Raw genomic sequence first — 14,281 nt, 5'->3', positions numbered from 1 at the left:
CTGGGCATTTATTTGTAAAATCGAAACTTCTTATCCATTGATCTGTATTACAAATAAATGACCCAACCCAACCTTTCCCTGCGGCAGTTGCGCGCCTTCCTGGCCCTGGCTGACCAGCGCAGTTTCACGCAGGCCGCGGCCACCTGCCACCTGTCACAGCCGGCCTTCAGCGCGCTGATCCGCACGCTGGAGGGCGAACTCAACACGCGCCTGTTCGACCGCGACACACGCAGCGTGGAATTGACGGCAGAAGGCCGGCTCTTCGCGGATTCGGCGCGCCGCCTGGTCGGCGATTTCGGCGCGGCCCTCAGCGACCTGAACGACCATGTCGAGCGCCGCAAGGGCCGCGTGCACATCGCCGCCCTGCCCTCGCTGGCGGCCGGCTGGCTGCCCGCGGTGTTCGCCGAATTCAGGAAGGCCCGGCCCGGCATAGAGCTCAACCTCAGCGACCTGCTGTCGGACGCCTGTGTCGACCTGGTGCGCAGCGGCCGCGCCGATTTCGCGCTGGCCTCCACCGGCGTGAGCCACGCGGGCCTGAGCACGCGGCTGGTCTGCACCGACCGCTTTTACCTGGTGTGCCGCAAGGACCACCCGCTGGCGGCCGAGGCCTCGCCCACACTCAAGAAGCTGGCACCCTACCCTTTTATCCACATGTCGCGCAACAGCAGCGTGCGGCAGGCGCTGGAGGCGGCGCTGCACCCGCAGCAGGCCAATACCGTGCTCGAAGTCGACCAGTTGGCCACCGCCGCGGGCATGGTCGAGGCCGGGCTGGGCATCAGCGTGGTGCCCGCGCTGACGCTGTTCCACTTTGAGCGCAAGGCCCTGGTGACGCGGCCGCTGGCTGCGAGCGGCCTGACGCGCAAGATTTACCTGGTGCGGCGGCAGGAGGGCAGCCTGTCGGCGGCCGCGCAGGCCCTGCACGACCTGGTGATGGACACCATGAAGGCCCGCACGCCCTGAGCCAAGGGACGGGCCGGCGGCTCAGCCCGGGCGGCGCGCGCCGGCCAGCCAGTCGACCGCGCTTTGCGCCAGCGATTCCAGCGGCGCATCGCCGGCCAGGGTCAGCACGCCGGGCTCGGCCGAGGGATCCTGCAAGGCCTCGAACTGGCTGGCGACCAGGCTGGGCGGGTAGAAATGGTCGGCCCGCTGGCCCACGCGGCGCAGCGACTCGGCCGGGCTGATGGCCAGGTGCACAAAACGCAGGCCGGTAGCGGCGCCGCGCAGGATGTCCCGGTAGCCAGCCTTGAGGGCCGAACAGGTCAGCACCACACCCTCGGGGTGGCGCGCCAGTTCGGCGCCCAGTTGCCGCAGCCAGCCCTCGCGGTCTTCATCGGCAAGGGCAATTCCCTGCTGCATCTTGCGGATGTTGCCGGGCGGGTGGAAGTCGTCGCCCTCGACCAGCGGCAAGCCCAGCTGCCCGGCCACCAGGTGCCCGACCGCCGATTTGCCGCAACCGGCCACCCCCATCACCACCACGCGCACGGGCGGCGCGCCGGGAAGCGTGCCGGAGGCGGGAAGGGAGCGGATCAGGGATACGGCGGTCATGCGCAAATTATCGCGGCGCACGGCCGCTTGGCGCGCCCATGCGTGACAGCGGACGCAAAAGTGCGCTTGATAGGACCGCCCGCGCTTTGTTATCGTCGCGGCATGGCCACACCCAAAAATGATTTTGCAAACTACTGCTGCGAGCTTTTGTCGGGCGTGGGGCCCTGCGTCGCCAAACGCATGTTCGGCGGCTTCGGCATCAGCACCGGCGGCCTGACCTTCGCGCTGGTGGCCGACCTGGGCGGCGGCGAGATCCTGTGGCTTAAAGCCGATGACAGCACGCGCGGCCTGTTCGAGGCCCAGGGCTGCGGGCGCTTCACTTACGACATGACCCGCAATGGCGTGCGCTCCGCGCACAGCCTCGGCTACTACAGCGCGCCCGAAGAGGCCATGGAGTCGGAAGCCTTGATGCGGCCCTGGGCGCGGCTGGCGCTGGAATGCGCACTCAGGGCGCGCGCGGCCAAACCGGCCAAAAAACCGAAACCGAAACCGAAACCGAAAACAAAAGCTCCCGCCAAGGCCAAAATAAAAACAGCAACGAAAACGAAACCCAAGGCGGCACCGGCCAAAAAAAGCCGCGCATAAAAAAACCCGCAGCCTTGCGGCCGCGGGTTCAAAGCTCCCTTGCGGAAGGAGCCACTGACTAGAACGGTATCAATATCAATCGGAACTAGACGAGGTTGGACATGGCCAGCACGTTGTAGTTGTGCGGGTGCCGGCGCTGGTCGTCCTTGTAGGCGTCAAAGTCGTGGCCGGCCGCCATGGGGCGGGCGCGGGCGGTGAGAAAAACCATGGCCAAAGGGGTCAGCAGGGCTTCGACCGCCGCCGCCGCACCCAGCACCAGGCCGCGGGCCAGGCGCCCCAGGGCGCCGGTGGCCAGGCCGAAGGCGGCGCGCAGGTCGCTCAGCGGCTGCAGCACGCCAACGCGCCAGCCGGCCGGCTCGGCAGCGGGCTGCCTGACGGCGGCGCACGCAACGACGGGCTCCCAGCTGAAATAAGCCGATGCGCCGTGGCCCGAACTAAAGGACTCCATCACCAGCGACTCACCGGCCTTGAGCGTCAGGCTCTCGCCCCGGCTCAGGAAATGGTCGCCGGCGCGCACCTGGGCGTCCTGGCTGGCGGAATCGAAGGTGGCCCAGACCCGGCCATGCGCAATTCGCAACACACCGGCCTGGGCGGCGTGCAAGGTCAGGGCCCGTCCCGCACCCAGCTTCCAGAAGCCCGCCAACCCGTCAACCTGGCCGGTGGTGGCATCGGTAGCCTGTTGCAAAAAGCGGTCGCCTGCGTGAGAAGCTGAGTGTTCCATGGTGTTCTCCAAAAAAGGCACAAAGTGAGTGATGAGGGTTGAATCATCTCGCGGCGGACTTGCGCGGTCCAATGAAATCGCGGTAAGCTATTCATTCCATAATCGCATCAATCAATCAGGCTCAAATTGCCCTGATTACCTGGAACTGTCATGCTGCATTCACAAACACACCTGCGTTCCCGGCCGATTTCCGCCGGCCAGCTGCGGGCCTTCGAGGCGGTGGCCCGCCACCTCAATTTCCGCGCCGCCTCGGAAGAGCTGGCCCTCACCCAGTCGGCCGTGAGCCGGCAGATCCAGGGGCTGGAGGAGGACGTGGGCGTCAGCCTCTTCCACCGCCACACCCGGGCCGTGGAGCTGACCACCGCCGGCGGCATCCTGCTGCGGGCCGTCACGCCCTCGCTGGAGCGCATCGACAACGCGGTGCGGCAGATACGCCAGACAGCTGGGCGCAAGAGCGTGTCGCTGACCACCTTCGCCTCCTTCGCCTCGATGTGGCTGATCCCGCGGCTCGAGGGATTCCAGCGCGACAACCCCGACATCGACATCCGGATTGATGCGTCGGACGTCGCGGTGGACCTGGACATTTCGGACCTGGACCTGGCCCTGCGCTACGCCCCGGCCAGCCACATGCCGCCGAACGCGATACGGCTTTTCGGCGAGCAGATCACGCCCGTCATCAGCCCCTGGCTGCTCAAAAGCGGGCCGCGCCTGAAGAAACCCGACGACCTGGCGCAGTTCACCCTGATCGAGGCGGGCGACGCCCATCAGACCCACCTCGAATGGCTGACCTGGCGGCGCTGGCTGGACGAGCATGCCAGCCCCAAGCTGGAGGCCAAGCGCTGGCTGTACTTCAATTACGCCTACCAGATGGTGCAGGCGACGCTGACGGGCCAGGGCGTGGTGCTGGCACGGCTGCCGCTGATCGCCGAGAGCCTGGCCTCGGGCGACCTGGTCGAGCCCCTGCCGCAGACGCGCATGGAGTCGCCCATGAGCTACTGGCTGATCGTCGGCCCGCGCAACGTGGCCAGGCCCGAGGTGGTGGCTTTTTGCGACTGGCTCAAAACCCAGGCCGCGCTGACGCGCGAGGCGATCGGGGATGTGCCCGATCCAGACACGGTGGATAGTCTTGATTAGCCTCCACGGTCGCTCACTTCGTGTAGCTTCCTGCCCCCCGAGGGGGCCGCTGCGCCTGCGGCCCGGCAAAGCCGGTTCCGCGGCCCCTGCTGGGTTGGGAGCCCCTCTGCAGGTTTGGGCTTAGGCAGCGCCGCGCTTCAACAGCCGCCCTGCCCTCGCCTGCACCTTGGCGTCCGCGGCGTCGACATCACCGGCCACATAGGCCAGCTCGCCGTTCACAAACACTTTCTCGATCCCTTCGGATACCGCGATCGGCTCCTGGTAGGTCGCCACGTCGCGCACGCGGGCCGGGTCCAGCACCACGACGTCGGCGTGCCAGCCGGGCTGCAGCTGGCCGCGATGGTGCAGGCGGAAGTTGCGCGCCGACAGGCCGGTCATCTTGTGGATCGCGGTTTCGAGTGAAAAGAGGTTTTGCTCGCGCCAGTAGCGCGCCAGCACGCGCGGAAAAGCGCCCCAGAGGCGCGGGTGCGGATGCCGGTCGTGCGGCAAGCCGTCGGAGCCGATCATGGTCCGGGGATGCGCGATGACGCGCTTGACGTCGTCCTCGTGCATCTGGAAATAACAGGCGCCGCCCGGCTGCAGGCGGCGGCAGGCGGCCTTCTGGTCAACGCCCCACTCCTCGGCAATCGAGGCCAGCGTACGGCCCATCATTTCGGGGTGGGGAGTAGACCAGCTCAAGAGGACGTCGATCACGCCGTCCACCAGGTCTTCCCGCAGCACGGTCGAGCCGGCCACATAGGGATAGACGTCCATCGCGATGTCCTGGCGCTGCGCCAGGCTGTCGATCAGCGGCAGCGTCTCGCGCGTGCGGCCCCAGTTGGCCGGGCCGGCGCATTTGTGGTGCGAAATCACCAGCGGCACGCCGGCCTCGAAGGCGCAATCGCCGGCCTCGTGCATGGCCTCCAGGATGTCGGCCATCTCCGAGCGCATATGGGTGGCATAGATGCCGCCGTAGCGGGCCACCACCCGCGCCAGCGCGGTCACTTCGGCCGCCGGCGCCGGCATGGCTTCGGCATAGAACAGGCCCGAGGACAGGCCGATCGCGCCCTGGGCCATGCACGCCTCCAGCAGAGCGCACATGGCGGCGACTTCATCGGCGCTGGCCGGCCGGCTGAGATCACCGACGCAGGCATAACGCAGCGTGGTGTGGCCGATCAGCGGCGCCACGTTGACGGCCGGCTGCGCCTCGGCCACCGCCTGCGCATACGCATCCACCGAAGGGTACTTGAACGAATTGCCCAGCAGGGTAAGGGCGCCCTGGGGCTGGTCGACGACGAAGGGCGCGACCGACAGGCCGCAGTTGCCGGTCACCACCGTGGTGATGCCCTGCGACAGCTTGGGGAACATCCCGGGTGCATTCAGCACGATGGCGTCATCGTGCGTGTGCACGTCGATGAAACCGGGCGTGATGGCCAGGCCGGTGCAGTCGTGCACCTGGACGTCGGCGAGGGCCAGGCCGTCCGGCAGGCGGTGGCGAAGGCCCGGGCCGATGGCCGCAATGCGGTCGTCCACCAGCAGCAGGTCGCCGATTTGGGCAGGCGCGCCGGTGCCGTTCACCAGCAGGCCGTTTTCCAGAAGGGTGGCGCGGGTCATCGCGTTTTTCCGATCACTGGCTTGGCGCTTTCGTCCCAGTCCAGCCGGGGATGGTGGTGCATGTCCACACCGCGCGTCTCCAGCGTACGCTGGATGTTCGCCAGCCGGTCCACCGCCTTGTCGCCCAGCCGCTGCGCCACGAGCACGGTGAGGATTTCGATCACCGTCAGGTGCGCCAGGTAGGCCTCCGGGCCCACCGGCATCACCGGGTCGGGCGCGACCTCCACACCCAGCACGATGTCGGCCAGCGCCGCCAGCTGGGAGCCGGGCTGCGTCAGCGCGATGATGGTGGCGCCCTGCGAGCGCGCCACGTCCACCGCCTCCAGCAAGGAGGGCATGCCGCCGACGTGGGTGACGGCGATCACCACGCCGCGCGGGCCTATGGTGGCGGCTGAGATCAGTTGCAGGTGCGGGTCCAGGTAGCTGCTGGCGGACAGGCCCATGCGGAACAAGCGCGCCTGCAAGTCCGAGGCCATGAAGTTGGAGGTAACGCCAACGCCGTAGCAGTCCACCCGGCTGCCGCCAACGATGGCGTCGGCCGCCGCCTGTGTGGCTTCCACACTGAGCTGGGCCTGAACGCTGTTGATCACGATGGCGGCGCCGCGCGTCACCTTCGTGATTATCTGGCGGGTGTCGTCGTCGATGCGCACGCGCCGGTTCAGCGGCGAGCCTCCCACGGCCATTTCCTGCGCCAGCGCGAGCTTGAACTCGCGCAGGCCCGGGTAGCCCAGGTCGCGGCAGGTGCGCATGATGGTGGGCACCGAGCTGCCCGCGCGCTGCGCGAGCCGCTCAAAACTTTCATCCAGCACGCGCTGGGGGTCCTGCAGGATCAACTCCAGCACGCTGCGCCTGGACGTGGGGGCGCTGGCGATGTTGTCGGCGATTTTGGCAAGAACTTGTGAGGTCATGAGGACTTTGGTTGCGGCGCGCGCAATGGTGCGCGGCCCATTACAACAAGGAGGTCGAACAGATTAGAAACAGGTGACGAGTGCATCGCACACCGTGTAATTCTCATCGACAACCGGCATCCAGCGCCATTTGTCGAAGGTCGTGCAGGGATGGGAGATGCCCAGCGCCACCAGGTCGCCGACCTTGAGCGCAGCCAGTTCGGGGCCGCTGCCGCGCAGGTAGGCGTGCTGGTCGTTGAGGGCGGTGACCTTCCAGTCCGCGGGGGCGGCCACGGGCGCGGCGCCGGGCGCGCCGACCGAGGACAGCGGTATCGGCATCTCCAGGTCGTAGGACAGGTCGCGCCGTCCCACGGCCAGGATGGCCAGGCCGGGCTCGGGGCAGGACTGCACCGTGGCCCAGACTTCAATCGCCGGCTTCAGGCCGTCCTTGTCATGCAGCCGCGCATTGACCGAACCGACCAGGCGCTTGTAGTTGCCATGGTCGTGCGTGATGTAGCAGCCCGAACGCAGCAGGCCGCGCACCGGGCGCGAGAGCTTGGGCGTGAGCCAGCCGCTGACCAGGTCGAAGATGGCCGAGCCGCCGGCCGTCATCAGGATTTCGTCGCTGTCGAACAGGCCTTGCTGGTCGCAGGCCAGGGCGATGTCGCAGGTGCGCCGCATCAGCGCATCGGCATAGGCCTTGTCCGCCGCCGAATCGCCGGTGGCGCCCTGCCCTTCGTAGGTTTCGATGCCCACCAGGCGGCAGGCCAGGCTGGTGCGGATGGCGGCGGCCAGGGCCATGGCATCGGCCTCGTTGCGCACGCCGGTGCGCGCGCCCATGACGCCGACTTCCAGCAGCACCTCGAAGGGTGCATCCATCGCGGCGGTATTGGCGCGCGCCCAAGCTTCGATCAGCGCCAGCTGAGCGAGGGAATCCACCAGGAAGACGATGCGCAGGCCGGGGTATTCGCGCAGCATGCCCTGGATGCCGGCCAGGTCGATGGCGTTCACGACCTGGTTGGCGATGATCAGGCGCGTGGCGCCCGCGGTGATGCCCGCGCGCATCTGCGCGACGGTGGCGAAGGTCAGGCCCCAGGCGCCTTCGTCGAGCTGGCGCTTCAGCAGTTGCGGCGACATGGTGGTCTTGCCGTGCGGCGCCATGTCCACGCCCTGGCCTTTGGCAAAACGCTGCATCCAGCCCAGGTTGTGTTTCATGGCCGACTGCTTGACGACGGCCAGCGGCAGCGGCAGGTCGCCCTTGAGCACGTTCCAGCCCTGTTTGCCCATGTCGGAGCGGCGCACCGGCCCGCTGTTGTGGGGGAAGCCCTTGAAGGAGCGGTCGAGTTGCGGGTCGAGGAGGTCTTGCAATGTGCTCATGGAATTTTTCTGGAAGGTCAGGCGGCGGCCAACGCGGGCGCCCCGGCCACGGAGTTTGCCAGGTCGTCGCGTATGCAGGCCTTGAAGCGGCCGTTGCCCATGTCACGCAGCTCGGGGCGGGTGGTGGCGCAAGCCTCAATCGCATGCGGGCAACGCGTGCGGAACACACAGCCCGAGGGCGGGTTGACCGGGCTGGGGATGTCGCCCTTGAGCGCGATGCGTTCGCTTTTGTGCTCGGGGTCGGGCTTGGGCGAGGCGGCCAGCAGGGCCTGGGTATAGGGATGCAGCGGGCGTTCGAACAGCTGGGCCGTGGGCGCGACTTCCATCACGCGGCCCAGGTAAAGCACCACCACGCGGTCGCACAGGTACTCGACCACGTCGAGGTCGTGCGAGATGAACAGCATGGTCAGCGACAGCCGGTCGCGCAGGTCGCACAGCAGGTTGACCACCTGCGCCTGGATGGACACGTCGAGCGCCGACAGCGGCTCGTCGGCCACGATGAACTCAGGCTCGACCGCCAGGGCACGCGCCACGCCTATGCGCTGGCGCTGGCCGCCGGAGAACTCATGCGGGTAGCGGCTGGCATGCTCGGCGCGCAGGCCGACCAGCTCGAGCAGCTCGGCAATGCGTTTGGCCTGTGCTTCTTTACCCTTGGCCAGCCCGTGCACCTGCAAAGCCTCGCCCAGGATGTCTTTCACCCGCATCTTGGGGTTCAGGCTTGCGTACGGGTCCTGGAAAATCATCTGCAGCTTGCTGCGCAGTGCGCGCATGCGGCCGCCGGAGGCCTTGCCCAGGTCTTCGCCGCGGTACAGCACCTGGCCAGAAGTCGCCTCGATCAGGCGCAGCAGCGTACGGCCAATCGTGCTTTTGCCCGAGCCGGATTCGCCGACCAGGCCCAGCGTTTCGCCGGGCTGGATACTGAAGGACACGTCGTCGACCGCGCGCACCGGCTTGGCGGCCGCACCGAAATAACGCTGCAGGTTTTTCACCTCAATCAAAGGGGCGCTCATGCGGCCTCCACCGTGGCTGTGGCTGTTTCTTCCACGCGTATGCAGCGTGCGCTGCGGTTTGGGCCTGCGGCAAGCAGCGCGGGCATGGCGTCGCGGCAGGCCGGGATCGCCAGGTCGCAGCGCGGCTCAAAAGCGCAGCCCGGCGGCGGCGCCAGCGGGCTGGAAACCTGGCCGCGAATCGCGTAAAGGCGGCGCTTGGCGCCGGTCTGGCCAGTGGCGAGTTCGCGCTTGCGCTGTTGCGCGGGCAGGCAGGCCAGCAGGCCTTGTGTGTAAGGGTGGCGCGGCTGCGCAAACAGTTCGCGCACCGGTGCGGCTTCCACAATACGGCCGGCGTACATCACGGCCACGTCGTCGGCATGATGCGCCACCACGCCGAGGTTGTGGGTGATGAAGAGGATGCTCATGCCGGTCTCGGCCTGCAGCCGGCGCATGAGCTCCAGTATCTGCGCCTGTATGGTCACGTCGAGCGCGGTGGTGGGCTCGTCGGCGATCAGCAGCGTCGGGTTGCAGGCCATGGCCAACGCGATCATCACGCGCTGGCGCATGCCGCCCGAAAGCTGGTGCGGGTATTCATGCAGGCGCTGGGCGGCGGCCGGGATCTCGACCAGCTCCAGCATACGCAGCGCGTGTGCCAGTGCGGCCTTGCCGTCCAGGCCCATGTGCAGGCGCACCGATTCGGCGATCTGCTCGCCCACGGTGAAGACCGGGTTCAGGCTGGTCATGGGTTCCTGGAAAATCATCGCGATCTCATTGCCGCGTATGCGCCGCATGTCGGCTTCGGGCAAGGACAGCAAATCCAGCGCCTGGCCGGCGCGGTTGGTGAATATCGCTTCGCCGCTGACCTGGGTGGAGGCGGTGCGCGACAGCAGGCGCATCAGCGTGAGGCTGGTCACCGACTTGCCGGAGCCGGACTCGCCGACCAGCGCGGTGGTCTTGCCGGGGCGTATGCTGAAGCTCACGTCGGCGACCGAGCGGATCAGGCCTTCATCGGTGTCGAAGAAGGTGCTCAGGTGGCGCACATCAAGGCGCGTGCCGGTTGGAAGGGGGGTGGGGGAATTCATGGGGTCGGTTTTGATCGACGGGTTCACATCGATTTCCTCAGGCGCGGATCCAGCAGGTCGCGAATGCCATCGCCCAGCAATTGCAGCGAGAGCGCCGTCAGGATGATGGCCAGCCCGGGGAACAGCACGATCCACAGCGCCTGGTGGGCGTACTGCTGGCTACCGGCCACCATGGTGCCCCAGGTCGGGATTTCGGGTGGAACGCCCACGCCCAGGAAGGACAGCGCGGCCTCGGCCAGGATGGCGTAGGCAAAGATGAAGGAGGCCTGCACCAGGATGGGCGACATCAGGTTGGGCAGGATGTGGCGCAGCAGGATGCGCACGGTGGAGACACCGACGGCGCGCGCGGCCTCCACGAACAGCAGCTCGCGCACCACCAGGGTGGAGGCGCGCACCACGCGGGCCACGCGCGGCGTGTAGACCAGCACCAGGGCCAGCACCACATTCAGCATCGAGGGCCCAAGGATGCCGACCAGCGCGATCGCCAGCAGGATGTCGGGAAAGGACATCATGGCGTCAACCACGCGCATCACCGGCGCGTCGAGCCTGCGAAAGAACCCCGCGACCAGGCCGAACAGCGTGCCGGTCACGACCGAGCCCAGCGCGGTCAGCAATGCGATGGTCAGCGAGTAGCGGCCGCCAAAGGCGATACGGGCAAAGAGGTCGCGCCCCAGTTCGTCGGTGCCGAACAAATGGGAGGGCGAAGGCTGGGACAGCCGCTGGCTCACGGCGGTTTCATTTGGGTCCAGGCCGCTCAGGGGGCCGGCGAAGAGCGACACCAGGACAACCAGCGTCAGAATAATGGCCGCGGCCAGCACGATGCGGCGGCGGAACAGCTTGCGGAGAATCAGCGGCATCTGCATGTCAGTATTTCACCCGTGGGTCGACCACGGTGTAGAGCAGGTCAATGGCGAAGTTGATGACGACATAGATTGCGGCGACCACCAGCAGCGCCCCCTGGATCACCGGGTAGTCGCGCCGTATCACCGCGCTCACCACCAGGTTGCCCACGCCCGGCAAGCCGAACACGGTCTCGGTCACCACCGCGCCGCCTATCATCAGCGCCACCGTCAAGCCGAGGACGGTGACGATGGGCACCAGCGCGTTGCGCAGCGCATGCTTGAGCACCACCACGTTTTCAGACAAGCCTTTGGCCCGCGCGGTGCGCACGTAGTCCTCGCCCAGCACGTCCAGCATGGAGGCGCGCGTGAAACGGATGATGAGCGCGGAGTTCAGCACGCCCAGCACCGCAGCGGGCAGCACCAGGCAGTGGATGCGGGCGGCCAGCGAAGCGCCCGGCTCGCCATAGCCCGATACCGGGAACCAGCCCAGCGAGACCGCGAAGATCTGCATCAGCACCAGGCCGAACCAGAAGCTGGGTATGCTGGCGCCCAGCATGGCAAAGCCGGTAAAGGCCTGGTCGATGGCCTTGCCACGAAATACCGCAGAGACGATGCCGCAGGGCACGCCGATCAGCGCGGCGATCGCGATCGCCATCAGCGAAAGCAAAGCGGTGGGCTCGGCCCGCTCCCAGAGCGCCTGGGTCACGGGGCGCTGCAAAAAGATTGACTCACCCAGGTTGCCGTGGGCCAGTTCGCGGATCCACAGCGCGAACTGCACCGGCAAGGGTTTGTCCAGCCCGTAAACCTTCTGCACCCGGGCGATGTCCTCGGCCGTGGCCTGGTCGCCCAGCAGCACCGCGATCGGGTCGCCCGGGGCGGCGCGCGTGAGGATGAACACCAGCACCGCCACGATGGCCATGACCACCAGCATGCCACCCAGCCGGGACAATAGATACCGTGTCATGACTCTGCTCTATCCATAAAGGGTGAAATCTCTTGATCCATTCGAAACCACTACACCCGGCCAAAACCGAAGCGAACCAAACCAGTCAAGCCACGGAACCGGCTTTGCCGGGCTGCAGGCGGGCGGACCCTATATGTGAGGAAAGGGGCAGCGCGCCGCAGGCTCGCAGTGGGGGAGCGTGGGGACTCAACTCTTCAGGCTGGTGTTCCAGAAGAACGGATAGGTGTAAGGCGTATAGCCCTGCAGCGCCGGTGCGCGCGCCGACAGGCTGGCAAATTTTCCGACCTGGATGTAGGGCACTTCGTCGTAGACCACTTGCTGTACCTTGCCCCACAGCGCACCGCGCTTGGCCGGGTTGGGTTCCTGGTTCAGCGCGGTCAGCGCCTCCAGCTTGGCCGGCGAACTCCACCAGCCCGGCGCGCCGTCGCCCAGCTGCGGCGGCGAGAGCATGGGCTCGGGGAACAGGCCGGAGTGGGTGATGTAGATGTCCCACAGCTTGGGGTCGGCGCGGCGTTGCAGCAGCGTCGCCCATTCCACCACGTTCAGCTCCGCCTTGAAGCCGGCACGCTTGAGCTGCTCGGCCATGATGAGCGCCATGTTGTAGTGAAAGTCGTACTGGCGGCTGGTCAGGATGCGCACCGGCTCGCCCTTGTAACCGGCCTGTTCAGCCTGGCTCTTGGCCTTCTTCGCATCGCGCTCGTTGTAAGCGGCGGTGCCGGCGGTCGAATAGAAAGGCGTGCCCTTGGGGAAATGGTTGCCCTCGGCGATGAAGAAGCGCGTGTCGCCAAAACCCGCCGCCAGCATCTCGCCTTCACCCAACGCGGTCTGCAACGCCTTGCGCACCGGCTGGTGCGCAAGCGAGCCTTCCTTGGTGTTGAACACCAGGTAGGGAAAACCGAAGGAAGGCGTCATGATGGGCACCACCTTGCCGCCGGCTTTTTCCAGCCGCGGCAGGGCCTCGATCGGCAGCAGGTCGGCGTAGTGAAACTGGCCGGCCAGCGCGCCTTCCACCCGCGTGTTGGCATTGGGAACCGGCACAAAGCGCAGCTCTTCCACGACGGCTACCCGCTTGCCGCCGTAGCCGCTGGCAGCTTCCTTGCGCGCAACGTAGCCGTCAAAACGGGTGAGCAGCACGTACTGGTCGGGCTTGCGCTCCTTGAACTTGTAGGGCCCGGTGCCCACGTACTCGCGCAGCGGCTGGGCCAGCGATTCCTTGGCCATGATGGCCGCCATGCCGGAGGCCATGGCCAGCTGCGAGAGCAGCGGCGCGTAGGCGTTCTTCAGCGTGATGTCCACCGTGAGCGGTCCCTTGGCCGTCAGGTCGGCCACTTGCACGGCCACCGACTTGCCGCGCGGCGAGACTTCCATCCAGCGCTTGAGGCTGGCCACCACGTCGTCGGCGTTGAGCTCGCGGCCGCTGTGCAGCATGACGCCTTTTCGCAGCGCGATGGTGTAGAGCTTGCCGTCGGCGGAGATTTTGGGCATGGCCTCGGCCAGCATCGGCACCAGCGCCGCCTTGGCGTCGAAGGTGAACAGCGGCTCGTAAACGTGCTGCATGATGATGCAGACCAGGTCGGCCGGTGTGGACTGGATGTCCAGCGTCGGCGGCTCGGCCACCATGGCCAGGTTCAGGGCCGACTTGCTGCCCTGCGCGGCGGCCGGGCCGAATCCGGCGCCGGCCGCGCCCAGGGCCAGCAGGGAAGACAAGGCGGTGCGGCGGTGCATGCGAATTCCACGGGTCATAAAAAACTCCTGATTGAAGTTAAATTTCACAAACGAAGATTAATTGGTCTATAAATGGTATTTTTCAGGATAAACCCGAATAAAGGGGGAATTTCTGAAAATATTTTTCAATATTACTGTCAATCGAGACTTTGAAAGGAGTTTGTTATGCCTCTGGAGTATTTAGGAAATCCCCCGCTGGCCTCCGACCACCAGCCCCGCCCGTTTTCACCCGCGGTGCGCGCCGGTGACTTCGTTTATGTCTCAGGCCAGGTGCCGGGCGATGAAAAAGGCGAAATCGTGCAGGGCGGCATCGAGGTGCAGACCCGCCAGGTCATGAAAAACATCCAGGCCGCGCTGGCCCTGGCCGGCTGCACGCTGGACGACGTCTGCAAGACGACGGTGTGGCTGCAGGACGCGCGCGACTTCGGCAGCTTCAACCGCGTCTATATGAGCTACTTCACGGGCGGCAAACCGGCCCGCTCCACGACCGAGGCGCGCCTGATGGTGGATGCGCGGGTGGAGATTGATGTGGTGGCTTACAAGCCCAAGGGTTAGGCCTAGTTCTTGGTTCTTGGCTTGTTCCGGCGATGTGCTCTTTGCTGAGGGCGGTTGGCCGGGGGTTGCCCGGCGGCAAGTAACTTTCTTTTGCTTCGCCAAAAGAAAGTCACCAAAGAAAAGGCGACCCGCAGTCTGGGTCCCTACGCTGCGCTTCGGGCAACCTGCGGTGCTCGAGCCAAGCGGGGTCCGGCTAAACTCGCCTTCGGCTCAGACAACGCCGGCCCTGATCCGCTTGTCTCTGCGCTCCTCGGCCCAGCCAGGACGGGGCAGTCCGAAGAC

The 14,281-nt window shown here is 66.6% G+C and carries 14 protein-coding genes; 4 read left to right on the top strand and 10 right to left on the bottom strand.

Annotation, left to right across the window (positions count from 1 at the left end):
* Positions 1 to 57 precede the first annotated feature (57 nt).
* A complete protein-coding gene (locus tag AC1D0O_RS20350; protein WP_477655303.1) occupies positions 58 to 960 on the top strand; it encodes a LysR family transcriptional regulator in 903 nt (300 codons plus the stop codon).
* Positions 961 to 981: 21 nt separating this feature from the next.
* Here AC1D0O_RS20350 and AC1D0O_RS20345 read toward each other — a convergent pair whose 3' ends face one another.
* Positions 982 to 1,545, bottom strand: coding sequence for a gluconokinase (locus AC1D0O_RS20345; protein WP_477655302.1), 564 nt, complete (start codon positions 1,543 to 1,545; stop codon positions 982 to 984).
* A 102-nt stretch (positions 1,546 to 1,647) separates the two neighbouring features.
* Between AC1D0O_RS20345 and AC1D0O_RS20340 the strand changes: the two genes are divergently transcribed.
* A complete protein-coding gene (locus tag AC1D0O_RS20340; RefSeq protein WP_477655301.1) occupies positions 1,648 to 2,130 on the top strand; it encodes a TfoX/Sxy family protein in 483 nt (160 codons plus the stop codon).
* An 85-nt stretch (positions 2,131 to 2,215) separates the two neighbouring features.
* Here AC1D0O_RS20340 and AC1D0O_RS20335 read toward each other — a convergent pair whose 3' ends face one another.
* On the bottom strand, positions 2,216 to 2,851 hold the full coding sequence (locus AC1D0O_RS20335) for a DUF2917 domain-containing protein (RefSeq protein ID WP_477655300.1): 636 nt from the start codon (positions 2,849 to 2,851) through the stop codon (positions 2,216 to 2,218).
* Positions 2,852 to 3,001: 150 nt separating this feature from the next.
* Here AC1D0O_RS20335 and AC1D0O_RS20330 point away from each other — a divergent pair, with 150 nt between their 5' ends.
* On the top strand, positions 3,002 to 3,985 hold the full coding sequence (locus AC1D0O_RS20330; RefSeq protein WP_436156111.1) for a LysR substrate-binding domain-containing protein: 984 nt from the start codon (positions 3,002 to 3,004) through the stop codon (positions 3,983 to 3,985).
* A gap of 120 nt (positions 3,986 to 4,105) precedes the next feature.
* Here AC1D0O_RS20330 and AC1D0O_RS20325 read toward each other — a convergent pair whose 3' ends face one another.
* From AC1D0O_RS20325 to AC1D0O_RS20290, 8 genes are all read right to left on the bottom strand, one after another.
* Entirely contained in the window at positions 4,106 to 5,578 is a 1,473-nt protein-coding gene (locus AC1D0O_RS20325) for an N-acyl-D-amino-acid deacylase family protein (RefSeq protein WP_477655299.1), read from the bottom strand.
* The gene (locus AC1D0O_RS20320) at positions 5,575 to 6,486 is read right to left on the bottom strand and encodes a MurR/RpiR family transcriptional regulator (RefSeq protein WP_477655298.1); all 912 of its coding nucleotides are present in this window, start codon (positions 6,484 to 6,486) and stop codon (positions 5,575 to 5,577) included. Before AC1D0O_RS20320 ends, AC1D0O_RS20325 begins: the two co-directional genes overlap by 4 nt.
* 63 nt (positions 6,487 to 6,549) lie before the next feature.
* Entirely contained in the window at positions 6,550 to 7,842 is a 1,293-nt protein-coding gene (locus AC1D0O_RS20315; RefSeq protein WP_477655297.1) for an alanine racemase, read from the bottom strand.
* 17 nt (positions 7,843 to 7,859) lie between these two features.
* Positions 7,860 to 8,852 (bottom strand): ABC transporter ATP-binding protein, encoded by a 993-nt coding sequence (locus tag AC1D0O_RS20310; RefSeq protein ID WP_477655296.1) that lies wholly within the window; start codon positions 8,850 to 8,852, stop codon positions 7,860 to 7,862.
* A complete protein-coding gene (locus AC1D0O_RS20305) occupies positions 8,849 to 9,913 on the bottom strand; it encodes an ABC transporter ATP-binding protein (RefSeq protein ID WP_477655295.1) in 1,065 nt (354 codons plus the stop codon). The genes AC1D0O_RS20310 and AC1D0O_RS20305 overlap by 4 nt, the downstream gene beginning before the upstream one ends.
* A 23-nt stretch (positions 9,914 to 9,936) precedes the next feature.
* The gene (locus AC1D0O_RS20300) at positions 9,937 to 10,776 is read right to left on the bottom strand and encodes an ABC transporter permease (RefSeq protein ID WP_477655294.1); all 840 of its coding nucleotides are present in this window, start codon (positions 10,774 to 10,776) and stop codon (positions 9,937 to 9,939) included.
* Position 10,777: 1 nt separating this feature from the next.
* Complete coding sequence (locus tag AC1D0O_RS20295) at positions 10,778 to 11,719, bottom strand: ABC transporter permease (RefSeq protein WP_477655293.1); 942 nt, start codon at positions 11,717 to 11,719, stop codon at positions 10,778 to 10,780.
* A 186-nt stretch (positions 11,720 to 11,905) separates the two neighbouring features.
* On the bottom strand, positions 11,906 to 13,462 hold the full coding sequence (locus AC1D0O_RS20290) for an ABC transporter substrate-binding protein (protein WP_477655292.1): 1,557 nt from the start codon (positions 13,460 to 13,462) through the stop codon (positions 11,906 to 11,908).
* Positions 13,463 to 13,609: 147 nt separating this feature from the next.
* Here AC1D0O_RS20290 and AC1D0O_RS20285 point away from each other — a divergent pair, with 147 nt between their 5' ends.
* A complete protein-coding gene (locus AC1D0O_RS20285; RefSeq protein WP_074579553.1) occupies positions 13,610 to 13,999 on the top strand; it encodes a RidA family protein in 390 nt (129 codons plus the stop codon).
* Positions 14,000 to 14,281 lie beyond the last annotated feature (282 nt).

The organism is Polaromonas sp. P1_F2, from assembly GCF_056405735.1.
The sequence above is the reverse complement of the archived record's forward strand: the minus strand, read 5'-3'. Positions and strand labels throughout refer to the sequence as shown.